31 protein-coding genes are annotated in these 23,922 nt (G+C 39.3%); 13 read left to right on the top strand and 18 right to left on the bottom strand.

Translation table 11 applies throughout. The annotated features are described in order from the left end of the window. Positions 1-10: 10 nt before the first annotated feature. Both NST59_RS02880 and NST59_RS02875 read right to left on the bottom strand, forming a co-directional pair. On the bottom strand, positions 11-673 hold the full coding sequence (locus NST59_RS02880) for an O-methyltransferase (protein WP_126681976.1): 663 nt from the start codon (positions 671-673) through the stop codon (positions 11-13). A gap of 148 nt (positions 674-821) precedes the next feature. Further along, positions 822-1,007 carry a CsbD family protein gene (locus NST59_RS02875; RefSeq protein WP_034665964.1) on the bottom strand — a complete coding sequence of 62 codons (186 nt, stop codon included), beginning with the start codon at positions 1,005-1,007 and terminating at the stop codon, positions 822-824. A gap of 124 nt (positions 1,008-1,131) precedes the next feature. Between NST59_RS02875 and NST59_RS02870 the strand changes: the two genes are divergently transcribed. Beyond that, complete coding sequence (locus NST59_RS02870; RefSeq protein WP_126681975.1) at positions 1,132-1,683, top strand: GNAT family N-acetyltransferase; 552 nt, start codon at positions 1,132-1,134, stop codon at positions 1,681-1,683. 4 nt (positions 1,684-1,687) lie between these two features. Here NST59_RS02870 and NST59_RS02865 read toward each other — a convergent pair whose 3' ends face one another. Further along, positions 1,688-2,275: a LysE family transporter gene (locus tag NST59_RS02865; protein ID WP_126681974.1), complete on the bottom strand. Its 588-nt coding sequence runs from the start codon at positions 2,273-2,275 to the stop codon at positions 1,688-1,690. A gap of 110 nt (positions 2,276-2,385) precedes the next feature. Here NST59_RS02865 and NST59_RS02860 point away from each other — a divergent pair, with 110 nt between their 5' ends. Further along, the gene (locus tag NST59_RS02860; RefSeq protein ID WP_126681973.1) at positions 2,386-2,949 is read left to right on the top strand and encodes a helix-turn-helix domain-containing protein; all 564 of its coding nucleotides are present in this window, start codon (positions 2,386-2,388) and stop codon (positions 2,947-2,949) included. Between the two features lie 33 nt (positions 2,950-2,982). On the opposite strand, the gene NST59_RS02855 is transcribed toward NST59_RS02860, so the two are convergent. The 6 genes from NST59_RS02855 to NST59_RS02830 form a co-directional block, all read right to left on the bottom strand. Then, positions 2,983-3,276 (bottom strand): hypothetical protein, encoded by a 294-nt coding sequence (locus tag NST59_RS02855; protein ID WP_039176812.1) that lies wholly within the window; start codon positions 3,274-3,276, stop codon positions 2,983-2,985. A gap of 351 nt (positions 3,277-3,627) precedes the next feature. After that, on the bottom strand, positions 3,628-4,680 hold the full coding sequence (locus NST59_RS02850) for an LLM class flavin-dependent oxidoreductase (protein ID WP_111289884.1): 1,053 nt from the start codon (positions 4,678-4,680) through the stop codon (positions 3,628-3,630). A gap of 17 nt (positions 4,681-4,697) precedes the next feature. Further along, positions 4,698-5,321, bottom strand: coding sequence for a nitroreductase family protein (locus NST59_RS02845; protein ID WP_126681971.1), 624 nt, complete (start codon positions 5,319-5,321; stop codon positions 4,698-4,700). Then, on the bottom strand, positions 5,305-5,778 hold the full coding sequence (locus NST59_RS02840; RefSeq protein WP_126681970.1) for a MarR family winged helix-turn-helix transcriptional regulator: 474 nt from the start codon (positions 5,776-5,778) through the stop codon (positions 5,305-5,307). Before NST59_RS02840 ends, NST59_RS02845 begins: the two co-directional genes overlap by 17 nt. A 108-nt stretch (positions 5,779-5,886) precedes the next feature. Next, complete coding sequence (locus tag NST59_RS02835; protein WP_058837410.1) at positions 5,887-6,429, bottom strand: dihydrofolate reductase family protein; 543 nt, start codon at positions 6,427-6,429, stop codon at positions 5,887-5,889. Positions 6,430-6,514: 85 nt separating this feature from the next. Further along, positions 6,515-7,066: a TetR/AcrR family transcriptional regulator gene (locus tag NST59_RS02830; protein ID WP_048240359.1), complete on the bottom strand. Its 552-nt coding sequence runs from the start codon at positions 7,064-7,066 to the stop codon at positions 6,515-6,517. Between the two features lie 148 nt (positions 7,067-7,214). Here NST59_RS02830 and NST59_RS02825 point away from each other — a divergent pair, with 148 nt between their 5' ends. The 3 genes from NST59_RS02825 (at position 7,215) to NST59_RS02815 (ending at position 8,838) form a co-directional block, all read left to right on the top strand. Next, positions 7,215-7,838 carry a GNAT family N-acetyltransferase gene (locus tag NST59_RS02825; protein ID WP_126681969.1) on the top strand — a complete coding sequence of 208 codons (624 nt, stop codon included), beginning with the start codon at positions 7,215-7,217 and terminating at the stop codon, positions 7,836-7,838. A gap of 68 nt (positions 7,839-7,906) precedes the next feature. Beyond that, complete coding sequence (locus tag NST59_RS02820) at positions 7,907-8,302, top strand: VOC family protein (RefSeq protein ID WP_126681968.1); 396 nt, start codon at positions 7,907-7,909, stop codon at positions 8,300-8,302. Beyond that, positions 8,299-8,838 carry a GNAT family N-acetyltransferase gene (locus NST59_RS02815; protein ID WP_039176793.1) on the top strand — a complete coding sequence of 180 codons (540 nt, stop codon included), beginning with the start codon at positions 8,299-8,301 and terminating at the stop codon, positions 8,836-8,838. The genes NST59_RS02820 and NST59_RS02815 overlap by 4 nt, the downstream gene beginning before the upstream one ends. Here NST59_RS02815 and NST59_RS02810 read toward each other — a convergent pair. Beyond that, on the bottom strand, positions 8,835-9,104 hold the full coding sequence (locus NST59_RS02810; protein WP_039176789.1) for a YesK-like family protein: 270 nt from the start codon (positions 9,102-9,104) through the stop codon (positions 8,835-8,837). The two genes, NST59_RS02815 and NST59_RS02810, sit on opposite strands and share 4 nt — an antisense overlap. A 53-nt stretch (positions 9,105-9,157) precedes the next feature. On the opposite strand from NST59_RS02810, the gene NST59_RS02805 reads away from it, so the two are divergent. Beyond that, a complete protein-coding gene (locus tag NST59_RS02805) occupies positions 9,158-9,631 on the top strand; it encodes a GNAT family N-acetyltransferase (RefSeq protein ID WP_039176786.1) in 474 nt (157 codons plus the stop codon). Here NST59_RS02805 and NST59_RS02800 read toward each other — a convergent pair. The 3 genes from NST59_RS02800 to NST59_RS02790 all read right to left on the bottom strand — a co-directional run bounded on the left by NST59_RS02800 (position 9,626) and on the right by NST59_RS02790 (position 12,378). Next, on the bottom strand, positions 9,626-10,411 hold the full coding sequence (locus NST59_RS02800) for a GNAT family N-acetyltransferase (RefSeq protein ID WP_341040008.1): 786 nt from the start codon (positions 10,409-10,411) through the stop codon (positions 9,626-9,628). The genes NST59_RS02805 and NST59_RS02800 overlap by 6 nt on opposite strands. Before the next feature lie 127 nt (positions 10,412-10,538). Next, complete coding sequence (locus NST59_RS02795; RefSeq protein WP_039176781.1) at positions 10,539-11,741, bottom strand: MFS transporter; 1,203 nt, start codon at positions 11,739-11,741, stop codon at positions 10,539-10,541. 31 nt (positions 11,742-11,772) lie between these two features. Further along, positions 11,773-12,378, bottom strand: coding sequence for a TetR/AcrR family transcriptional regulator (locus NST59_RS02790; protein WP_059376099.1), 606 nt, complete (start codon positions 12,376-12,378; stop codon positions 11,773-11,775). A gap of 309 nt (positions 12,379-12,687) precedes the next feature. Here NST59_RS02790 and NST59_RS02785 point away from each other — a divergent pair, with 309 nt between their 5' ends. Further along, positions 12,688-13,140: a MarR family winged helix-turn-helix transcriptional regulator gene (locus NST59_RS02785; RefSeq protein WP_039176776.1), complete on the top strand. Its 453-nt coding sequence runs from the start codon at positions 12,688-12,690 to the stop codon at positions 13,138-13,140. Between the two features lie 56 nt (positions 13,141-13,196). Further along, positions 13,197-14,090, top strand: a complete 894-nt coding sequence (locus tag NST59_RS02780) for an alpha/beta fold hydrolase (RefSeq protein WP_341040006.1) — start codon at positions 13,197-13,199, stop codon at positions 14,088-14,090. 35 nt (positions 14,091-14,125) lie between these two features. On the opposite strand, the gene NST59_RS02775 is transcribed toward NST59_RS02780, so the two are convergent. Beyond that, the gene (locus NST59_RS02775; protein ID WP_058837402.1) at positions 14,126-15,274 is read right to left on the bottom strand and encodes a type II asparaginase; all 1,149 of its coding nucleotides are present in this window, start codon (positions 15,272-15,274) and stop codon (positions 14,126-14,128) included. Positions 15,275-15,542: 268 nt separating this feature from the next. On the opposite strand from NST59_RS02775, the gene NST59_RS02770 reads away from it, so the two are divergent. The 3 genes from NST59_RS02770 to NST59_RS02760 are packed head-to-tail and all read left to right on the top strand — an operon-like array spanning position 15,543 to position 17,536. Continuing rightward, entirely contained in the window at positions 15,543-16,328 is a 786-nt protein-coding gene (locus NST59_RS02770; RefSeq protein ID WP_052773102.1) for a S8 family peptidase, read from the top strand. 9 nt (positions 16,329-16,337) lie between these two features. Then, entirely contained in the window at positions 16,338-17,195 is an 858-nt protein-coding gene (locus NST59_RS02765; RefSeq protein WP_126681967.1) for an SAR2788 family putative toxin, read from the top strand. Next, on the top strand, positions 17,180-17,536 hold the full coding sequence (locus NST59_RS02760; protein ID WP_080967148.1) for a hypothetical protein: 357 nt from the start codon (positions 17,180-17,182) through the stop codon (positions 17,534-17,536). The genes NST59_RS02765 and NST59_RS02760 overlap by 16 nt, the downstream gene beginning before the upstream one ends. Positions 17,537-17,737: 201 nt before the next feature. Here NST59_RS02760 and NST59_RS02755 read toward each other — a convergent pair whose 3' ends face one another. From NST59_RS02755 to NST59_RS02740, 4 genes are all read right to left on the bottom strand, one after another. Next, a complete protein-coding gene (locus tag NST59_RS02755) occupies positions 17,738-18,499 on the bottom strand; it encodes an SDR family NAD(P)-dependent oxidoreductase (protein WP_039176767.1) in 762 nt (253 codons plus the stop codon). Between the two features lie 112 nt (positions 18,500-18,611). Then, positions 18,612-18,989, bottom strand: a complete 378-nt coding sequence (locus tag NST59_RS02750) for an MmcQ/YjbR family DNA-binding protein (RefSeq protein ID WP_151284049.1) — start codon at positions 18,987-18,989, stop codon at positions 18,612-18,614. 140 nt (positions 18,990-19,129) lie between these two features. Next, positions 19,130-20,023, bottom strand: a complete 894-nt coding sequence (locus tag NST59_RS02745) for an alpha/beta hydrolase (protein WP_039176762.1) — start codon at positions 20,021-20,023, stop codon at positions 19,130-19,132. 285 nt (positions 20,024-20,308) lie between these two features. Beyond that, complete coding sequence (locus tag NST59_RS02740) at positions 20,309-21,190, bottom strand: LysR family transcriptional regulator (RefSeq protein WP_268473323.1); 882 nt, start codon at positions 21,188-21,190, stop codon at positions 20,309-20,311. Between the two features lie 394 nt (positions 21,191-21,584). Here NST59_RS02740 and NST59_RS02735 point away from each other — a divergent pair, with 394 nt between their 5' ends. Both NST59_RS02735 and NST59_RS02730 read left to right on the top strand, forming a co-directional pair. Further along, positions 21,585-22,640: an ornithine cyclodeaminase family protein gene (locus NST59_RS02735; RefSeq protein ID WP_341039993.1), complete on the top strand. Its 1,056-nt coding sequence runs from the start codon at positions 21,585-21,587 to the stop codon at positions 22,638-22,640. Between the two features lie 100 nt (positions 22,641-22,740). Continuing rightward, a complete protein-coding gene (locus tag NST59_RS02730; protein WP_126681963.1) occupies positions 22,741-23,874 on the top strand; it encodes an aminotransferase in 1,134 nt (377 codons plus the stop codon). The last annotated feature ends 48 nt before the right edge of the window (positions 23,875-23,922 follow it).

Here is a 23,922-nt window from a genome sequence, read left to right as displayed (position 1 = left end):
AAGCTTTGTTTCATTTGACGATTCCGTATACAAATCCATCATAACCTTTTTCACCAACAGTTTGAATCGCTGTTGCCTCTATTCTCGGTTCTTGTTTGAGTAAATCAAAAAATTCACGAGTTCCTTGCACTCGTTCATCCCCACTAGAGTCATGAAGGACTGCTCCATTTCTGACGACATTGTCTGCAATAATGACTGTTCCCTTTTTAGAGAAATCTAACGCCCACTTTAGATATTTCGGATTGTTTGGTTTATCTGCGTCAATGAAAATCAAATCGAATGGAAGCGCAGCCCTCTCTTTTAACTGAGATAACGTATCTAATGCCTTTCCTTGCAAAATGCTCACTCGTTCCGATAAGCCCGCTCTGCTGATGTTTTGCTGTGCGATTTGTACATGATGGCTGTCAGCCTCTAATGTGATGAGTTCTCCATCCTCTTCAAGAGCACGCGCAAGCCAAATAGTACTGTATCCACCGAGTGTCCCGATCTCTAAAATGCGCTTTGCATTCTTCGTTTTTGCTAATAAATAAAGCATTTTCCCTTGGGCTGGTGACACATCAATTGCTGGCAGACCTGCTTGCTTATTATGAGTAAGGGCTTGCTCCAATACGTCATCTTTAAGAATCAACTTGTCTGTGATATACTCGTCAACTTTCTCCCACACGTGCTCCATTTCATCCATCTCCCTTAATCATGTCTTCTATCTCAAGTCTACATGATGATCGTGAGAGCGTATAATCAATTCTTTTCACACATCTATTCATTTTTTTGATGAAAGACATGTGACGATGAATACATGGAGCAACGCACTGGTTTCGGATCTACTCGTTCAGTTTATTTTTGACATCGCCTTTTTTATCTTGAAGTTTTCCTTTTGCTTGATCCTTTTTCCCTTCTGCTTTCAGGTTTTGATGATCCGTTGCTTCCCCAAGCTTTTCCTTGACTTGACCTTTGACTTGATTTGTTTTTCCTTTCGCTTTATCCATATGTCCTTTTTCTTCACTCATTTGTTCCACCTCCAAGTTTGATACTATTCATTTAGCCTTTTTGAAAGATACAAAACATCTGAGTGTGCGATGTACACGTTTCAGGTATGATAGACATACTGGAAAGAAGGGTGGGTGTTCATCAATGATCATCTCTGAAAAAATATTCACCGTTCGTGACTTGACCTATCATATTCGGTCCGCTTCAATGGCCGATGCCAAACAGTTATCAGCTCTCAGACTGAAAATCGACGGTGAAACAGAATATTTAGACCGTGAACAAGGCGAAGCCTTTCTTGATGAAAAAGCATTTGAGGCTTTGATTCAAGAGGATACCAAGCAAAGCCGGCATTTATTTCTGGTCGCTGCTATTGAAGGAAAGATTGTCGGTTTTTCAAGATGCGAGGGCCATTCACTCAAGCGCTCTGCTCACAAAGTGACATTTGGCGTCGCCATCCAGAAAGATGCTTGGGGCTATCACATTGGGAAAGAGCTTTTAGCCGCCTCAATTGACTGGGCAGATCAGCAGGGCATTCAGAAGATCTCTCTTCATGTGCTTGAAACGAACAAAAAAGCCATTCGGTTATATGAGAACCATGGCTTTTTGATTGAAGGTGTATTAAAAAAAGATAAACGGCTGAGTGACGGATTATATTATGATACTGTTGTGATGGGCAGGCAGCGGCCAAGTTCCTGACCACTTACATAACGTAGCCCCATACCATTGAAACCGCACTGTAAATTAGAAGCACCCCCATCACATACTGGAACGGTCTTTCATAAGCAGTCAAAAAGCGCTTATACAAAGAGCCAAATAAGCTCCAGCTGAATGTACCGAGAAAGCCAATAAGTGCGAGAATCAGCGTCAATATGACATACTGCATATTAGATTGTCCATATGGCAAAACAAATGTTGAAATCACAGTCAATCCATACAAGATCGCTTTTGGGTTGATAAATTGCAGCATCATACCAGGGATAAAATGATTGTAGCGATCAAGTGTTTCGTCATCACCGCCTTTACTTTTCATGATTTTGACCGCTAAATAAATCATGTATGCGGCTCCGATGAACGCCATGACCCAGCCTATTTTCGGCATCACTTGATAAAGAATGATATTAAAGAAGCAGCTCAAACACAAAATAACGAGAAATCCGATACCCACACCTAAACAAAAGCGAAATGTTTGCTTGACCCCATATTTATTCGTAAAGACCATGGCCATGATGTTGTTTGGCCCTGGGGTAAAGCTGCTAACAAAAGCATAGATCAACATAGATACAATCAAGATGCCGCCTCCCTTATACGTTATTTAGACTTTAATTACTTTATTGCGTATATTACGTTTTATTGTAACGTTCGGTCTTTATAAAGTAAATAGAGAAAGGAGCTTTTTTCATGGAAGACGTACAATCGATTATTTCTAAAAACGTGAGGCTTCTTAGAGATCAAAAAAAATTAAGCCTCGAAAAGATGGCAGAATTAACTGGTGTCAGCAAGACGATGATTGGACAAATTGAAAGAGGAGAATCAACCCCTACCATCACGACTTTGTGGAAAATCGCCAACGGATTAAAAGTATCTTTTAGTGAGCTCATTTACGCACCACAGCCTGAAATCAAAGTGGTACGCAAGGAGGATGCGCAGGTTTTAACGGAGGACGACGGTCGTTATCGTGTGTACACGACGTTTCCTTTCGATGACCGGGGGAAATTTGAAATGTACCGAGTAGAAATTGACCAAGGCGGATCACTTCGTGCGACTGAACACATTGGGGGAACGGAGGAATTGATCACTGTTTTTGAGGGAGTCCTTGATTTATCCATTGGTGATGAACAATACACCTTAAAAGCCGGAGACTCAATTCGTTTTAAAGCGGACCGGACGCACACGTATAAACAATCCGGAGAACAAATGGTACGGATGCAAATGATTCTTTATTATCCTCAAGAAAAAAGCTGACAGGCTTGTCCACCTGTCAGCTTTGTGTTTTATTTAATTAAATCCCGGATCGCGTACCACTGTGCCAGTAAATGTGACACTATATTTTCCTAATCCTAATTCTTTAATAGAGGTTTGTTCTAAAATACCGACCCAGCCATCCTCTGCATATACAATACTGTCTGGGATGTTTGAGGTCGTATATGTTCTTGTTACTGAAACAGTTCGACTGGCCTGAGCCGTTATTTCACTGTTTGTTTGCTCCTTTGCTTCCACTGGAGCAGTTGTGACCCCAGCACCCGTTAAGACAATTGCTCCAACCAAAACAGAAGACATGACCTTTTTCATAAAAAAATCCCTCCCTTTTTTTGTTGAACGTATAAACTATACCATAATTTAGAACTTTCGTAAGTTTATTTTTTCATTTTTTTGAAAATTATGATATCATTGTCTTATACTGGATAGAGTGTGTTACATACTTCTATGCTTTTATCCTCATCTCAACCTAGTGAAACAATTGTGAACGGAGGTGATTTCATGAAAAAATGGCTCATCTGTTTTCAACTTGTTTTCCTCTTCACCTTGGCGATCACACCAATTGCTTCTGCTGCCAAATGCCCTACAGTAAAACCATGTATCACTGATCCTTAAGCATAAGAAAAGGCCGATCAAGCCTATTCACTTGATCGGCCTTTTTATTTATTTTTGCTCTGCTTCCCAGCGGGCAACCTCTTCTCTTACTTTAGGAGCCACTTCTTTTCCAAATAGCTCAATGGCTTTTAGCACTTGATCATGCGGCATTGAACCAACCGGTACATGAAGCATAAAACGTGTGATGCCTACATTTTTTCTAAGATGAATGACTTTCTCTGCCACGGTATCTGGATCTCCTACATACAGCGCACCTTCTAAAGTTCTCGCTGCGTCAAACGTAGAACGAGTATAAGGTCCCCAGCCTCGCTCTCTCGCTAATGTGTTCATCACATGCTGTGTGGATGGGAAAAATTGATCTGCTGCCAGCTCTGTTTCTGCCGCAACAAATCCATGAGAATGTGATGCTACAGTTAATTTTTCAGGGTCATGCCCAGCGTGCACTGCCGCTTGCTTGTACAGCTGAACGAGCGGTGCGAACTGTCTTGGACTTCCGCCAATGATGGCAAGTACAAGCGGTAATCCTAATAATCCAGCACGTACGACGGATTCACGGTTTCCTCCACTGCCGATCCAGATCGGAAGCGGATCTTGAACAGGTCTTGGGTATACCCCAACATCCTGAATGGCTGGGCGATGCTTGCCGCTCCATGTAACACGCTCTGACTGCTGCAACTTCAACAGCAAATCAAGCTTTTCTTCAAATAATTCTTCATAGTCATCAAGGTCATAGCCAAAGAGCGGGAATGATTCAATAAATGAACCACGGCCTGCCATAATTTCTGCACGTCCGTTTGATAGTCCATCTAGCGTTGCAAAATCCTGAAATACACGTACAGGATCTGCTGATGAAAGGACTGTCACTGCACTTGTCAGACGAATATTTTTTGTTTGTGTTGCTGCAGCCGCTAAGACGACAGCTGGATTCGATGCGGCGAAATCCTCACGGTGATGCTCACCTACGCCAAATACATCGAGACCGACTTGATCTGCTAAAATAATTTCTTCTACTACTTCTCGAATACGCTGTGCATGACTGACTGTTTTTCCTGTTTGAAAATCAGGTGTTGTTTCGACAAATGTACTAATTCCTAGTTCCATGATTGGAACCCCCTATCTTATAAATATGTCACAAATTCAGAAACTGGCTTTCTATAACCTCTCGCTTGTCTGCTCTCTACTTTTTCTTTTCCAAGTGTAATCATTAACACAGGAACCAAATCTGATTGAATGTTTAATACCTTTTTCATTGCTTCGGGATCAAAACCGATCATCGGGCAAGTATCCCAGCCTTTATTTTTAGCGGCAAGCATGAACAGCATGGCAGATAAGGAAGCATTGCGGATCGCCTCTTCCTTCTGGAAATCTGCCCCTCTCTGCTCATAAAAGCTCATGGTCTCTCTGACCATTTCTTCATATTGCTGCGTATTTAAAATGCCTAGCATTTTCAGGCCTTCATATATATCCCCTGCGTGCTCATAAGCGTTTGGATCTCCAAGTACGATGACCGCTGCTGAAGCAGAGTGCACTTTATATTGTCCAAATGCCGCTTCTCTTACTTGTTCTTTCAGCTCTTCTGTTTGGACAACAACATATTGAGTGTGCTGTAAGTTAAAAGCAGATGGTGCGAGCTTGACCTCTTCAAATATGCTGTTAAGCTCTTCTCTCGAAATTGAGATATTTGGCAAAAAATTTGATGCGGATCGTCTTTCACGTACCAATGTATCAAAGCTGAGTGTCATCTTGTTTCCCCTTTTCGCGAAGTTGTTTTGCACCTAAACCGATTTTTTTTAGTAATTCAATGAGCTGCTCTTTTTCTTCTTTTTCAATAAAGGATAGATTTTGCGAAATGACCTCTGTGTGTTTAGGGAAAATGTCGTCAAACAATTGCTTCCCTTTTTCCGTAAGCTGTACATGGAATACCCGCTTATCTGAAGGCGCACATTGCCTTTTCACCAGTTCTTGTTTTTCTAGTTTGTTCACGACATATGTCATGCTGCCACTTGGGATTGACAAGATGTCGCTGATTTTTTGAACAGGCTGAGGTCCTTTACTGTAGAGCAATTCAAGGATCTGAAAGTTTTCAAATCCGATATCATAACGTTCAATGTCTTTTTGGATATTTGTAAAAAGGGCTTGATAGGCTTTCATCCATATGCGGAATAGCCTTAAATCTAATTCATGATCATGCTGCACCATGGCAACTACTCCTTTTTCAAGAAATCCTAAAACTAGGATAAATTTATCCTAACACTAGGATATTTTCTTGTCAATGAGTTTGTTTCATGAAAAAAAGACCACCTTGGTTCAGTGGTCCTCTTCTTTTAAGGTGAAATGCATTTCAGCAATTTGTTTATATTGATGTACTTCCTGTAATGAAAACTTGGATTCCAGATCCGCTGGCGAAAAGAGAGGAATTCCTCTTCCAATGATGACAGGTACGATTTGAAGAAAAAGCTCATCCACCAATCTTTCTTTTATGAAAGATTGAAGCAGTCCCCCGCCGCCGACAATCCAAATATTCCGGCCTGTTTCATTCTTTAATTTTTTCACAAATGATAAGACATCTTCGCGAATGATATGGGTTCCTTCCAGACTGTCTTGTAACGTACGTGACATGATATAACATGTCTTTCCCTCATAAGGAAACTCATCTGGTGACAGCTGAAGAACTTGTTCATATGTATTGCGCCCCATGATCAGTGTATCGACTGACGCATAAAAGGTGTCGTAGCTCGTTTCATCTTCGCCCTCTGTCCCTATTAGCCAATCGAGCCGGTGATCCTCTCTCGCTAAATATCCATCGATACTCATCGCCCCATAAAAAAGCAGTTTCCTTTTCTCACTCAATCCCACCACTCCCTTACTTCAAATAAGAACATATATTCTATTTTATCAAAAAGGAAAGACAAAGGCTACATAACTTTCTCCCTTTTTACGATTCCTGTTCCACCTTGACGAGAAGCTCGTATAATTTATGCGCGAGCTTGCCGGCATCAATGGTCATTTCTTCATGAATCCATTCCTCTAGCACCCCCACGACACCAGACACGACAAAAGAGGCCTCTATTTGTTCATTCTCTGTAATAGGACGCTGATCAAGCTGCCACTCTTTCATGATTTTTTCTTTGAAAAAGGCTTTGAATTGATTGGTCGTTGGGCCATTTGGTTTTACAAATAACGTCAACATATATTGATTCTCTTTCAAGTATTCAGTCGTTTTGTTTAAAAAGGAAAGCATATCAAGAGGATCCTGACTTGGAAAGGTTTCATCATATAATCCCCCGAGCTGATCGAATAGTTCTTTCTCAAGCTGTTCATATAAATCAAACACATCTTGATAGTGCAAATAAAAGGTTCCCCTGCCTAAATCCGCTTTCCTTGATAGCTCTGATACCGTAATCTGCTGGACTTCCTTTTCCTTTAACAGCTCAAGGAAGCTTTCCCGAATGGCTCTTTTTGTTTTGATTGTTCGTCTGTCCTTCATGAAATCCCCTCCGTTTTTGAACAATCAGGCGTTAACTGTCTAATTATGAACAGGTTATCATCCATTGCCGATGTTCGATCTCTTTACTTCTTATTATAATCAACACATGTTCAATAATATATATCTGTTCAAAAAAGGAGGCCATCATATGCTTCATTTCAGACTTGCCAGAGAGGATGAACTGCCTCAAGTGGCAGAGTTGTTAGATGATTCGTTTCAGGACTATTCATTTTTTGACTTATTATGTGAAAAGGTCTCAAAGCGCTCTGCTTTCGCTCGTCAGCTGCATTTGGTCAATACAAAGGTGTATTTTCAGCATCAAATCTGTTTTGTCGGGGTTGAGAACGAGAAGGTTGTGTCTGCTGCCCTTTTAAAGCATCCGCATCTTCCTGAACCAGGCGTCATGAATTATGTATTGTCAGGTGGGTTAAAGCTGCTCTTCACTGGCGGTATTTCGGCCATTCAGCATGTGTTCCGTGTTTTAAAGGAGGCGAAAAAAGCGTGTTCTTCCTTAAAGCAGCCTTACTGGTATTTAGAAGCACTTGTCGTGGCAAAAAACCAGCAAGGAAAAAAACTCGGAAGCCGCATGTTAAAGCAATGCCTTTTTCCCTTTATCGCCCGGCAAGGCGGCGGGCTGTTCACACTGATTACACACAACGAGGCCAATCGTCATTTCTACCGGAAAAATGGCTGGATGGAGTTTGATGAAAGGGTATTGCGCGGAAAGGAAATATCCTTGGAAAGCTGGAGCTATAAAACCGTGATTAAATAAGGTATCCTCATCAGGTGATGATATAATAGAGTCAGTTCAATCAATGATCATACTTGGAGGAGAGACTGATGATACGACGACTTGATCATATCGTGTTGACTGTACAACATATGGAGGACACCATTCGCTTTTATACAAACGTATTAGGAATGAAGGAAGAAACTTTTGGTGAAGACCGTAAAGCGCTTCGTTTTGGTTTACAGAAGATCAACCTTCATGAAGCTGGTCATGAATTTGAGCCAAAAGCGGCTCATCCTCTTCCTGGATCTCATGATTTGTGCTTTATCACCGATTTAGACATGGACAGTTTGCTGCTGCACCTCCGGAAGCAAGTGATCCCCATTGAAGAGGGGCCGGTCATACGCACCGGTACATTAGGTCCAATTGAATCTGTTTACATCCGTGATCCTGATCTGAATTTAATTGAAATCTCTCGATATATAGAGGAGGGTGATCCGTCATGACTCGTATATTTTTGAGACCGATTGAAGAGCAAGATTATCCTGGTATTCAAAGAGGGTGCCAGCATGCAGAAACACTTCATATGACTGGCACACGAAAAACGTTCACACTAGAAGAAATTCGATCCGCCTATACCCGTTTTTTGCAGGATGACAGCAGACGAGATTTCGCCATTTGTCTGCTGGATACGAAAGAGATGATTGGAGATGCGGCGATTGTGGACATTGATCCAATCAATCATACGGCAAGCTTCCGCATTGCGCTTCACGGGCCGGAGCATTTTCAAAAGGGCTATGGCACTGAAGCTGTTCGGATGGTTCAAGCATTTGCCTTTGACACATTAGAACTCAACCGTCTTGAGCTTGAAGTCTTTTCCCACAATCCAAGAGCCTTTCGAAGCTATGAGAAAGCCGGATTTCAATATGAAGGAAAAAGACGCCAAGCGCTCTATTTCAACGGTACATACTCAGATGTCATCATCATGGGCATCCTTCGTGAAGAATATAAAAACATGATGAATACAGATGCTCCTGCTTAAGAAGGGTCATCTTTTTTAAAAAATTGAATCCCAGTGACGATGATTAAACAAATGATGGAAGAGAGAACGATAGAGACGCTTGATAGACTGAGCGCCATGCCTTCCCATCTACCAATAAAGAGACTGACAATCAATAAAACCAAACCAAATAAAATCAAGCATATAGGGACAATGAACCCCGCATGACGCTGCCGGCTTCTTTTCCCTGCCCACCATGAGAGACACAAAATAACGATTGTAAAAATAGCTGTTTGCAGCCAGAACATATGATATCAACTCCCTTTCTCTTTTTGATCCCATGACAACGGAGGTACTTCAAATGAACATTAGACCCATCGAGCAAAAAGACAATCCTTATATCGCAGCGATTATCCGCCAGTCACTAGAATCAGCGAATCTAGCAATTGAAGGAACAGCCTACACTGACCCCCAACTTGACCAGCTTTTCGAATATTATCAATCATTGACTCATGCAGCCTATTGGATTGCTGAAGAGCATGGTGAGATTGTGGGTGGTGTAGGGATTGCTCCATTCACAAATGGAGTATGTGAATTACAAAAGCTTTATTTAAGTCCAAAAGCACAAGGAAAAGGTGCGGGCAAAAAACTGATGGATACGGCGCTGGAATATGCCTCTACATACTACGAAGCGTGTTATTTAGAAACCCGCCGAGAATTAACAGCGGCTATAGGCCTTTATCAGCGATATGGCTTTTCTCTTCTTTCAGAACCGCTTGAAGGCTCCGAGCATTCTGCAATGGATGCTTGGTATCTCAAGACCTTCTCATCATGAACCATAAAACAATCGATAGGTTTTGATCCTCCGGAAGCCTAACTTCTCTGCTAGTTTGATTGAAGCTTGGTGATGGACATCGCAATCCCAATGCGGTGTCCTCTTTTTTTCATGACAGATGCTAAGCATATGCTGAGCTGCCAGCAGCGCCAAACCTTTTCCTCGATAAGTCTCATCTGTCCAAATATCTATCTCTGCACGATCCTCACTTGAAAAAATAGAGACACACTCACTCACCACGTTCTCTCCATCTAAAATGGCAATCCCGATTCCCTTTGATAGAAAGCGAGCTGTTTCTCCCCAATAGGCTTCGTAATAGCTAGGAGGAAAAGCCCTGCTTGCAGTCATCACCTGCTCATTTGTCCGCTCTACTCTATAGCCTGGATAAGGTGCAGAGATATGAGAATGTGCCTGTGAATAAACGTACGCATGTCTTTCCATTTCATTCAGATATAACCCAAGACATTTTTTCATCAATGCATCTGTTAATGGGTTTGCTGAAAATATGGTGAATCGGGCATTTTGTCTTTTCTGCCTTTCGTACACATCCACAATGAAGGCTGAACAGCGTAACAGCTCCGCTTCACTCCTTCCTGCCACATAATAAATGCCGCATGAAGCTTCGAGAAAATATACAAGCGGATGCGCTTCATCATCTACATAAAGATGCCCTTGTATGACGCCATCCATGACTGCATCTACAAACACTGGATATGCCGGATCGATCTGCTTAATTCCTTTTTTCATTGATGGTATCTTTTTCCGTTCCAAGAGATGCACGATTTTTCCTCCTTTCCTTCCATTATAAAGAAAAAGCTGCTGACATACAGGACTCTTTTCAGCAAAAGCAATCTTCTGCATCAATGGCGCAATTTAAAAAAAGAGACCTTATTTAAAAGGTCTCTCATTATTCTGCCGTTGCCTCTTCTGTCACTTTTCCCTTCCAAATCAGGGTTAAGCCTAATCCAAGAAATAAGACAACACCTGCGAATAGAAATGGGAAGTGAATATTTTGGTCGAATAAGATGCCGCCAAGTGCCGGCCCGAAAATCGTACCTAGGCTTGTGTAGGTAGAGTTCATTCCTGCGACAAATCCTTGCTGATTGCCAGCGATTTTGGATAAGAAGGTGGTTAATGCTGGACGCAATAAATCAAACGCAAGGAAAATGACACATGTGACAATCAATACAACCAAAAAGCCTGACACAACGGTTGAAACGAAAGCAAGGACAGCCCCGATAATCAGACATAGCTGAATGACTCTTTTTTCTCCTAGGGTATTTACCAGTTTACCAAACACAAGTACTTGGATGATGACTGCCACAATTGAGCTGACGGTAATAATCACGGCTATATCTTTTGGACCAAATCCAAACTTATGATTTGTGAACAAGCTAAAGACTGTTTCATATGCAGATAGTCCAAATGCGAGGACAAATACAATGATAAAGGCTATGAGGTAGCTAGGATGAATCGATTTTTTCAAATCTTTAAAGAAAGTCGATTCTTTCACTTCAATCATTTGCTTCTCTCGCTCTTCTTTTGTTAAAGGCTCCTTCAGCATAAACATAGACGAAATGACGGCAATAAACGCAATCCCTGCTGCAAAGAAGAATGGCAGGCGTACGCCGTATTCTGCAATAAACCCGCCAATTCCCGGGCCAATGATAAAACCAGTACTAATGGCCGCAGAAACATAGCCCATCGCCTTTGATCTTTCTTGAACGGTCGTAATATCTGCGACATACGCAGTGACAGCCGGCATGATAAATGCCGCACTAATTCCGCCTAGAAGCCTTGCAACATACAGAACATACACGTGTGTTCCAAGACCAAAAACGAGTTCCGATAACGCGAAGAGGAACAGCCCAGACACAATCATTATCTTTCTTCCGTAGCGGTCTACCCATCTACCTGCAATCGGTGATGCGATGAGCTGAGCAACGGCAAACGCCGCCACAAGGTATCCCATCGTACTTCCTGTTAGATGCATCACATTCATGAATAGCGGCATGACAGGAATAATGAGACCAATGCCTAAAAACGCAATAAAAATATTACTCAATAAAATAACGAGTACAGCTTTTTGCTCACGAATCGGTTTTTGCATGATGTTTGTTTCCCCTTTACTGACTCACTTGTTACTCATGATGGTTGATTCCGTGAATAAACAATGAGATCGCCTCTTTTTGTAACTCTTTCTTCTGCTCAATGGTGTCATTTTTATATAACACGTCTAATCCATAAAAAACGGAAAGTAATATTTTCACTTTTGACTCCACATGCTGGATCGACCAGCTGCCATCTTCATTTCCCTCAAGTAAGATATCTCTCATCACATCATCAAAATCGACATCAATCTTGTTCAGCCGTTCCATGACTTCATCTGATGTAAAGGCGCTGGCACAAAATTCCTCACTCGCTCTCATTAATGGGTAGTTAATCCCCATTTGACTGAGCAGCTCTGCAAATCCGGCAAGCTTTTCAATAGCTCGGTTCAGTGTTTTCTTTTCCTCATGCCACGTTTCCATCATCACACGATGATCCTCTTCCATAATATGAAGAAACAAAAACTCTTTTCCTTTGAAATGATGATAGAGATTACCTTTACTCACCTCAGCAGCCTCTAAAATATCGCGTACGGATGTTTCTGAATAACCTTTTTTCGCGAATAAATCACGAGAAGCGGTGACGATTTTTTGCTTCGTCTTCTCACTCTTTCCAGCCCCGCTTTGTGTACTTGTCATGTGTCACAATCCCTTTCTACCCTACATTTCTTAATGTGAAAAAATAAAACCGACCAGTTGGTTTATTTTTTCATTATAAATGGATTTTCCTCATAATACAATGAAAAAGGCATCGATTCATAATGCGTAATTCATGTGAAAACAAACAAAACAGTCATCTGCGTTATCACTAAAAAGGACTTATACGCATCTTTCTTCTGCGGCCTTTTCATGACTGCCTTGACCTACTACGTGTTCATCATTCATTTAATTTCACTTTATATTTAACTTCACTTAAATATAAAAATTGCCTATAATAGAATAGAGGTGATGTCATTGGATGAGGAAATTATTCATTACAGTAAAAAAATCATAGAATACTCGAATGCTCTAGGCTCAATTTATGTAGAAGAGTATCAGCGATTTTTAAAACATGAGTATGCAGATTTATCAGCCAAACAAGAGCTGACGCTTGAGTTGCTGCGTACGAAAACGAGAACGATCAATGAATTAGCTGATTACTTTTCGATTTCTGCCAGTGCAGCTAGCCAGCTTGTATCAAGGCTTGAGCAGCTCGGCTATGTCACACGAGAAATTAATCCGCATAACCGAAGAGAAATCATTGTTGATTGTGCTCAAAAGGGCCATGACTATCACAAGAATACAGAAGACATTCAATTGCATCTAATTCAAAAATACTATGCAAAGCTTCCAAAAGAAGATTTAAAAACATTACTATCTCTATACGAAAAAATCTATCAGATTGCGAAAGAAGCGCCTTAATACGGTGTTTCTCTCCCCAACATTTAAGTTAACTAAACTATTAAGGGGTTGAAAATATGAGAAGCATTCATTTACAAGATAGCCGGCACATCGGTTTGATTCAATACGGTGATCTTGAGGGGTTTCCAATTTTCTTTTTTCATGAAACACCTGGATCAAGAGTGATGTTTTTAGATGATGATCCAATCTCTCAAAAGCTCGGCATTCGTCTCATCTGTTTGGATCGACCTGGATTTGGTTTATCCACCCCTCTACCTGACCGCACAATTTTAGACTGGGCAAAAGACGTGCAGGAAGTGGCAGATGATCTTGGCATTCAACATTTTTCAGTGCTGGGTGTATCTGGAGGCGGGGCATTCGCTGCTGGTTGTGCCTATCAATTGCCGGATCGCGTTCTTTCTGCCGCTCTGATCTCCAGTACAACCCCTTTTCAGGGCGGAAAACCGCCGAAAAGCATGCTGAAAGAAAATAAATTAGCCTTTTTCCTTAGTAAGAGGTTTCCTTGGCTATTGAAAGCAAGCTATCGTTCCCAGAAAAAAATGATTGAGAACAAACCAGAGAAATTTAAGAAGCTGGCCAAAAATGGGAACAAGCACTTACATCCGTGGGATCGGCAATTCCTTCAAACCGATGAGCAGTTAGAAATGATGATGACACATTTACACGAAGCGACTCGTCAATCGGTGGATGAGTGTATTCGTGAACCCATTTTACTTTCGAAACCATGGGCATTCGATATGAAAGATATTCAAATCCCTGTTGATGTCTGGCATGGAAAAGAAGACACGATGGCTCCATTTGTAGAAATAGAAAAAATAGCTCGGGCGATTCCAAACGTCAAAACGCATTATATAGATCAAGCAGGGCACTTTCTTACTGATGTAGACGATATTTGGCGAGATATTTTACGCTCTTTAAAGGAGCGTGCTGAACATCAGAAACATGCATAAAAAAAGACCCAATATGACTCGGGTCTTTTTCTTCATTAATATTGTTCATAATACCTCTGTACTTTATCTGGATCCTTTGTCTTCGTCAGTGCCAGCATGAGCAGAATACGTGCTTTTTGCGGGTTTAATGAATCAGACGACACAAAGTGATGTTCATCATCCGTTTTTTCATGGGTGACAATTCCATTACCCGTACGGCTTGATCGCACGAGAACCACATCTTTTTTCACTGCATCTGTTGCTCCTTTGATGGCTTCTGTTGACATCGTTCCATTTCCTGCTGCGGCTACAACAATCCCTTTTGCTCCTGCTTTTACTGCAGCATCATACATATATTTTTGATCATTTTGATAGCCGTATAAAATATCAACTTGTGGCAATTCTTTTATCTTCGATACATCAAAATCGCTTTCAGTTGTATGTTTTCTTGTCGGTTCGTTATAAAAGGACACCACTTCACCAGTAACTACTCCGATGTATCCTTGCTCAAGTGACTTGAAGGCATCAGTTGTGGTTGTGTTTGTTTTCGTAACAAAACGAGCTGATGCAATTCGATCATTTAATGTGACCATGACCCCTTTGCCCTTCGCTTCTTTGGTGGATGCAATTTTCACCGCCTGATACAAGTTAAGCGGGCCATCTGCACTGATAGCCGATGCTGGTCTCATTGAGCCAACAACCACAACAGGCTTATCACTTTTGACCACCAGATTTAAAAAGTAAGCTGTTTCTTCAAGTGTATCTGTTCCATGCGTGATGACAATGCCATCCACTTGATCATCTTTTAATAGCTCATTGACTCGTTTGGCTAATTTTAAAAGAAGAGCGTCATCAACATTTTCACTTCCAACATTCGCAACCTGCTCACCAGTGACATTTGCAATATCCTTCAGCTGTGGAACTGAAGCAATGACTTTATCGATGCCAAGTGCACCAGATTTATAGCCCGTCGTATCTGTATCACTGTCTGAACTGCCAGCAATCGTCCCGCCTGTGGCTAATACCTTAATATTTGATAAGGACTTATTCCCTGTTTCAACCGCATTGTTTTTCTCTTTTGTTTCACTGGATACGTTTTCTTTTTCGCTTTGACTATTCTCTTGAGTGCCTGTGTTCGCACAAGCTGCTGTCACTAGTAATAAAACAGAAAGAAGGACAGCACCTAACCATTTTGTCATGTTCATTGGATCATCTCTTTTCCTCATTTGATGGATTTCATGGCTAAATCTCTTTCTATAGACTTTACTTTATACCATACCTTCATTCATCGACATGAGGCTAAAGATATAGAACCAAATACTGGGAATACTCCTTATATTTTTAATGAATTACTTTAAAACATAAAACTAAATTATAAAAATAACCCATTTAACCTTAATTTTACCTTAACAAAATTATTTACATATGGAAAAATATATTTACGTGAGTAGAATATACTATAAAGGAGGGAATATGAAAATAAAGTTTATTTTTCTTTTCTTGTTCATAATAATCACTATTGTTTTCATTTACATACCTAAAAATGATCACAACATTAAAATAGCAGTCATTGATAGCGGTATTGACGTAAATCATGTTGATGTTTCTGTGATAAAGCGCTTTGATAATAAGAAAACAGTGATGGATTCTTTCGGACATGGTTCTGCTATTGCTGAAATTATTAATAAAAACAATGAGAACATAGATTTTTATGATGGAAATATTTTAGACGAGAATGGAAACACAAGTGTAGAAACTTTAATCAAAGCTTTAGATTGGTGTATTGACAACAAAGTGAATCTCATCAATATGAGTTTTGGTCTTTCTGAGAATAATGTAAAACTACAAAAAAAGATTGACGAAGTCGTTAGTCATAATATTTTAATTATAGCTGCTGCAGGTAATAAATTTGGTTTAAAAAGTGATTATCCTGCTCGTTATAATAACGTGATTTCTATTTCTGCTGTTGATTCTAAAAATAAGATATATAAATTTGCAGCTAAAGGAAAAATCGACTTTGTTTCTCTTGGTGTCGATGTAGAAACAGTGAAAATAAAAAAATTGGCTGAAGTTAAAGTTTTAAGCGGTACTTCTTTTGCTACAGCAAATGCTACAGGGTATATTTCCAAGCTAATACCAGATGACTTTTCGCTATCTTTTAAAGATATTCTTCACAGATTAAAACAAAAAACTCAAACGCTGAATAATGACGAACGAGATTCAACATATGGTTATGGCCTATTATTAAATAAGAATTAGGAGTTTATGATGTTTAAGAATATTATTAAAGTAATAAGTTTAGTAATGATATTTTCAATTATTGGACCTAGCATTTCTAATGCGACCATGAATTCAAATGAACATGATGAAATTAATTCAAATGATATTAACACTCTACCAAACACGGGGGAATTGCATAGTACAGAGGTCATTAAAAACACGAATAATGAACAGGAACTTGAAGTAAGTGTTGAAAACGAAAATTTATTGATCAACAGTAAAGTGATTTTATCTCAAGAATCAGAACAATTACCAATGGTTGAAGCTGAAATTGTTGATGAAGACACAAAAGAGACTGTAAAATATAATTTTGAAATAGCAGATATTGATGTTGCTGAAAAAAGCGAACCTCATCTCTTATTAGTGGATATTGAAACTGGTGAAGAGTACACAGTAAGTGACTCACAAATTCAAGCATCATGGTATCCTTTAGTAGTCGTAGCAATCTATATTGCTCGTGTTGGAATTAACCAAGCAATAAAGAAGTTTGGTAAAACTGCTGTTAAAAATGCTGTTAAAAAACATGGTAAGAAAACCACTACTTCAAACGCAGTCAAAAAAGTGAGTATGTCGCGGCTAGACTATCATTATAAGAAACACAAAAAAGAATTTGGTAACATTACAAAATCTGAGTATTTAAATAAAGCACGCAAACTATTAGGAGCAAGTAAGAGCAACAATATTTTAGAAAAGAAAAGCAAGAAAAAGTTTAATGGTAAACACCGTTATTATAAATATAATAAAAAAACAAATGAATTTTTATCTGTAGAGAAACAAAAAGATAAAGATGTCATTATCACTTTTTTCAAACCTAAAAGAGGAATTAATTATTGGAAGGACCAGTAGAAATGAATAAAAACGTTTGTTTAATTTGCGGCTATAATGAATTAGAAGAAAGACCTTACTATTCCGATTTTGCAGGTAGTAACGAAATTTGTCCATGTTGCGGTTTTGAGTTTGGAGTAGATGATTTTGATTGTGATGAATTTGATCATGAGGGGTTAACAGACCAAGAAATTGTTGAAAAGTCCCATATCATATGGAGAAAACATTGGATTGAAAACGGGCTAGAGTTGTTCAATCCTAAAATCTTTTCTCCAGAATTTCGAAACGGTAAATTTTTAAAAAGAGATTACTTAGAGATTCAATTGAAAAAGAATCTTGGATTAGATTTTAATGACATTTAAACGAACAAAGACCACTCAGGTTTTATTCTGAGTGGTTTTCATATTTTAATATATGTCTTTACTACAGCAAAAAAATATTTAATGTATAGGTTGTTTTTACCTGATTTATTACGCATTTTAAGTGCTCCAAATATGCTTGACCACACAGTCAATCATGCCAAAAAAAATCACTGAGGATATCTACCTCAGTGATGGGAATCGTTATTTCTTCATTGAACCTGCGTGTGAAAAGATTAGATCTTTCAATTCAAATTCGAATGTCTTTCCGTCCACAATACCGACTGTTTTTTCACTGTCATAAAGCTCAAGCATACAAGCAGCCATTTCTTTTGATGTATGATATTTCTTGAAATTGCCTTCATATTCAAATTCGTCTAGATCCAATGAGCGCTTTGCAAATTCTGATTCTGTCGCGGATGGCGCTAAAACTTTTGCCTTTAATTTGGCACCTTTTTCTTTCAATTCTAGGGCCAGTCCTTCTGTAAAGGCGCTCACGTAAAACTTCGTTGCTGAATAGGTGACGGCATTGCCAACGACTGTATAGCCTGCTCGTGAAGAAATGTTAATGAGCTGAGCTCCCTCTACTTGCTCATAATCACGAACAAATAAGGTGGATAGAATCGTTAATGCTTCTATATTCAGATGAAGCATATCCCCAATTTTACTTAAATCTTGTTCTCCTATAGAGCCAAAATGACCAAACCCTGCATTATTAATGAACGTATCCAGTTCATAATCTGACAATGATTCATAAAATGAATACACTTGCTCTATGTTTGTTAAATCAACTGACTGTATGACTACTGTGATATCGGGATATTGATCATGAATCTTTTTCTTCAATTCTTGGAGTTTATTGAGCCGGCGTGCAGCTAATATAAGATTTTTCCCTCGTGCTGCAAATGCGAGAGCCGCCTCATATCCAATACCTGAGCTTGCTCCTGTAATGACTGTATAGCCCATTTTATATCCCCCTATTCGCGTCTTCTAACTGGTTAAATTATAACGACAGCGTTTCGCTCAAGTCAATTTTGAAGAGAGTCAAAGGGCATCATGTCAACTTAGATACAGCTCCTCAGTTACTTCCTTTTGAATCATTTTGGAGGATGTCATGCTGAGATTTTTTTGTTAATTTTTGAAAAACCAATTGATAGGAATGTTCGATTAACTCCTCTACAAATGAGGATGGAATGTCTGCATCAAGGTAAATGGAATTCCAATGAGTCTTATTCATATAGTAGCCAGGGATAATTCCTTCATGCATCTCTCTTAGTTCTTCAGCACGAAGAGGATCACATTTTAAAGTGATGACAGGCTTTCGATTCGCATCTCCCCCCATCATAGCAAACATCTTTTCGCCAATATGATAACGATCTGCCTGCCACTCAGGTTGATAATCATGGGTTGTTCCTTTTAAGGAAAGACAAAATGCCTGCAGCTGTTCTTTTTTCATTTCATTAGCTCCTTTTTTAGAAATCATCTATTTTTTCTATTATATCGACAATGAGGAAAGATATCTGACGCTTTTTTTCAGAAACAATAAGAAAAGCACAGGCCCTTTGTCTCCTGTGCTTTTGAATCACTCTGCTTTTTTTATTCAAACGCCTTCTTTAGTTGATCCCCCATTAAATGCCAAGCTTCTTCAGCTATGGCTAAATCTCCGGCGTGCGTGAAGCCGTGTGGAACTCCTTTAAATTGTTTATACGTGACGTCTATCCCAGCTTCTTTTAACTTGGCAGCATATTGCTCAGCTTCTTCAGCCAGCGAATCCTTCTCTGCTGTGATGACGAGAGCTGGAGGCATTTGTGCCAAGGATGTACGATCTGCAAAAACCGGAGAAACGAGCGGATTGCGCGGATCTTGGCCTTGCAGATAGAAGGAATTAAAGAGTCTCGCCAATTCAACTGGAATCGCTTCATCAAACGCTGGCTTTTCTGCTGGATCAGTGGCTAGATCAAGCGGCGGATAATCAAGCACCTGATAAACAATTGGGAGTGTATTTCCTTTTTGAATATTCAATAGACAAGCAGCCGTTGCCAAATTTCCTCCTGCACTATGTCCGCCAACGGCTAATGCATTCCGATCGATTTGAAGCTCGTCAGGGTGTTCATACAGCCACTTCAGTACATCGTAGCATTCATGAAGAGCCGCTGGGAAAGGGTGCTCAGGAGCAAGCTGATACTCGACATTGACCACGATACATTGCGCCCGGTCTGCAATGACTGGACACCATGGATTATCCATTTCAGCACTGCCCATGATAAATCCGCCACCATGTAAATTCACAAAAACAGGAAGTGGCTGCTTTGATGTGTTCACTGGCTTAAACACCCACACCTTTGTTTCGCCAGCACTTGTTGGAATGTCATATTCCATTTTGTTCACATCAGGAGGATTTACTGGCTTTAGTTCCGATTGACTTGCTAATGAACCTTCAGATGGCTGGCGTAATGAAGCAGCGATTTTGATTTGTTCTTCTAAGTTCATGATCTCAGACTCCTATCTTATTCATTTCTTCTTAACTCATTCGTTCCTTTTTCCTCTTTTCCTTCTACTGAATCAGCGGCACCTTACTGGATTAATCAAAATAAAAAAGAGAAGACATTGAAGAAGGTATACGTTTATTAGCTAAAACTAATCAATAAAGCTAAGTAACACACTGAATTTAACACACGATACTAAGAGAATGAAAAAAGAAGAAAACGAGTTTTCCATGTTCAATGTAAACGTGGAAAACTCGTTTTTATATTACGCAAAAAACCTAAAATACGATCAATCTGTAACTGCAAACCAAGTTTCTTTGAGCAATTCACAGAAAGATTGAATGGTTGGCCCTTCTGAACGACTTTTTAAATATACGACAGATGTTTCAATTGGTTTTTCACAGTAATGCAATGGGATAAGAATACCCTCTGCTAATTCTTCTTTAATCATATTTTCACCAAGCAAGGCGATTCCGGTTTTATTTAAAACTGCCCGCCTAATCGTTTCATCACTTCCCCCGCATTCAATGATAGAAGATGGACGGGTGTTAATTTCAGAAAAACACTGCTCTGTAATTGAGCTAAAACCGCAATGTTCATGATAAGCAAGAAACGGAAAAGATTCTATAATCTCTTCTTTAGAGCGGTTTTTTGTAAGATCGGCGGAGACAACCAACACCGCCTTTTCCCTTTCTAAAACAAACTTTTCTAATTCTGAGGAATCAACTTCCCCTGCAACAATCCCAATATCTGCTTCATTATTTAAAATTTTATCGACAGCTATAAGGCTGTTTGCTGGCATGAGGCGCAGCTTAACTTGTTTATGCAATTTTGTATAAGAACTAAGCAGTAGGGAAAGGTGATTCGTACAATAATATTCTGAAGCTGTCACAGTTAGACTTCCGGAAGGACCATTTAACTCTTCCATGTCTCTTTCCATATATTCCATTAATTCAAATAATCTATCTGTATGCTGCTTTAATTTTTTTCCAGCAGGCGTCAAAAACGTTTTTTTTCCAATACGGGTGAATAGAGAATGGTTTAGTTCCCTTTCTAATACTTGAATTTGCAAAGTAATAGTGGGTTGAGTATATTTTAAGATCTTTGCAGCTTTGGTCATATTCAATTCATTGGCTACTACTTGAAAAGTTTTTAGATTTCTGAGTTCCATTTAACCTTCATCTCACTATCTATATTTTTTATAGCCTACAAAAGCTCCTAACCAAAAGTATATAAAGTAATCATCTTTCTCATAGGATATAAGGTTAACCATATAACCCCATAGACAAGATGCTCTGAAGCGAATAGCAATCAAATCATTATATCAAAAATTTTAACGGGAGAATCTAAAAGTTTGATACGAATCATTCATTTTTTATTGGTAACTATTGAATCGCCTAATTTAAAATACCAATAAAAAACCAAATCATCTCCTTACTCTTAAGGTTATGATATATCGCTAAAGTTTTCTAATGCATACTATTAAATTAATTAATTTTTAGCTTGTTTCATCCTGTGATAGATTTGATAAAGAGCTTAACGAAGTAAGGGAAAGGGAGAATATTATGTACCCATTTAAAGTATTAAATCATGAAGATATCAAAGCTATTCTTGATATGAAAAATGTAATCGATATCGTAGAAAAAGCTTACGTCTTAAAAGAAAATAAAGAAGCTTCTTTATTCCCAATGGTGTTTCACGAGTTCGAACCTGGTAAAGCGGACATGGATATTAAATCAGGAGAATTGTCAGGAGCAGGCATTTTCGGTTTAAAACTTGTTTCCTGGTTCGGTGACAACCCTTCTAAAGGCCTTCCTGCTGTTGTTGGAACTGTCTTAGTTCTTGACAGCCGTACAGGCCTTCCAATCGGTATCTTGAGCGGTGAGTATATGACCATGATGCGCACCGGAGCAGCTGGTGGAATTGGAGCTAAATATTTAGCAAGAAAAGAATCAGAAGAATTACTTATGGTAGGATCAGGTCATGTTGCGGCTTATCAAATCTTAGCTGTTTTAATGACAATGAACCATATCAAAAGAGTTCGAGTGTATAATGCTCATTCATTTGACCGAGCTGGTCAGTTTTGTGCAGACATCAAAGGCAAGTTAAAAGAGCTGTTAGCTCAAACTAAAGAACAAAACCCGGAAGTTTATGAAGAAATGCTTCAAAAGATAGAGATTGAGTATACGCCGGTTAATGATATTGAATCAGCTACGAGAAATGCAGATATTATTATTACAGCTACTCCAGCACACCAACCAATTATTCTAAAAGAATGGGTAATGCCAGGTACTCATTTTTCATGTGTGGGTGCAGACATGGCAGGAAAACAGGAAATTGATGAAAATATTTTAACTGATGCTCGCATATTCGTTGATGACCTTGAACAGTCTGTTACGGTAGGAGAATTTGAAACTGCATTCAAAAAAGGCATCATCGCAAAAGATAGCATCATTTCGGAAATTGGAGGAGTGATTACAAATCAAGCACCAGGACGCGTTTCTCCAGAAGATATCACTGTTTTTGACAGTACAGGCATCTCTCTTCAAGATCTATTGACAGCGAGCTATGTTCTAGAACAGGCAGAAGAAAAACAAATTGGGATGTCGACAAAGCTGTAACTGATCGATAGCCTTTTAAATAAGCAGATTTTAGAAAGTATTCTTTACCAAAAGACTATGTATCAAAAAATAAGATCATACTTACAAAGGAGTTAATCGGATGAATATTAAAACATTTGCTGTAGAACATTGGATGAATTTATACGAGCAAGAGGCCGTTTATAATATCGCGGAAACATGTGTTGAATCTTTCACTGTAAATGAGTTGATTGGGATTGACGGCACAAATCCGGCAGATTTTTTCAATGAAGTCGGAAAGAAAAAATTAACATACGGACATATTGAAGGATCTCCAGAGTTTAAAAGCTTAGTATCTGGCCTGTATGAGACAGTTGAAGCTGATAATGTACTTGTCATGAATGGAGCAATTGGTGCAAACTTCTTAGTGCTCTATTCTCTTATTGAGCCAGGAGATCATGTAATTGCTGTACACCCAACATACCAGCAGTTATATGATGTGCCTGCTTCATTTGGCGCGAATGTAGATCTGCTGCCATTGAGACCAGAAAATAACTTCCTGCCGGATCTAAACGAATTAAAGTCTCTGATTAACGAAAAAACAAAATTGATTATTATCAACAATCCGAATAATCCTTCAGGTGCTATTATTGAGAGAGAAATGCTTGAAGAAATTGTAGAAATTGCACGCTCATGTGATGCTTACTTGCTGTGCGACGAAGTATACAGAAACCTATTACAGGAAGATAACCTTGTTGTGCCATCTGTTGCTGATTTATATGAAAGAGGAATCAGTACATCAAGTATGTCAAAAGTATTTTCATTAGCCGGCTTGCGCCTTGGGTGGATTGCAGGTCCAAGTGATGTGATCGCTGAATGCATAAAACACCGTGATTACACAACAATCAGCTGTGGTGTGCTTGACGATATGTTAGCCGTTCATGCTCTTAAAAACTATGATAAAGTCCTAGGAAGAAGCCGCAAAATTATCAAAGATAATCTGGCTATTTTAGATGAGTGGGTTCAAAATGAACCTTCAATCTCCTACGTAAAGCCACGTGCAGGCACAACATCTATGCTGAAATACGATTACCCTATTTCATCAGAAGAATTTTGCGTTGACCTATTTAAAACGAATGGCACATTCTTAACGCCAGGTTCTTGCTTTGATATGGAAGGATACGTTCGTATCGGTTACGCATGTTCAACAGATGTATTAAAAGCAGGTCTTGAGAAATTCTCTGAATATTTGCGTACCCTTAAAGTAAATAGCTGATTAACAACCATTAAGATAGATATTTGGAATATCTGATCGTACAAAAAA

The sequence above is a fragment of the Bacillus sp. FSL R5-0439 genome, from assembly GCF_038008805.1.
GTDB lineage: Bacteria > Bacillota > Bacilli > Bacillales > Bacillaceae > Bacillus > Bacillus safensis.
The sequence above is the reverse complement of the archived record's forward strand: the minus strand, read 5'-3'. Positions and strand labels throughout refer to the sequence as shown.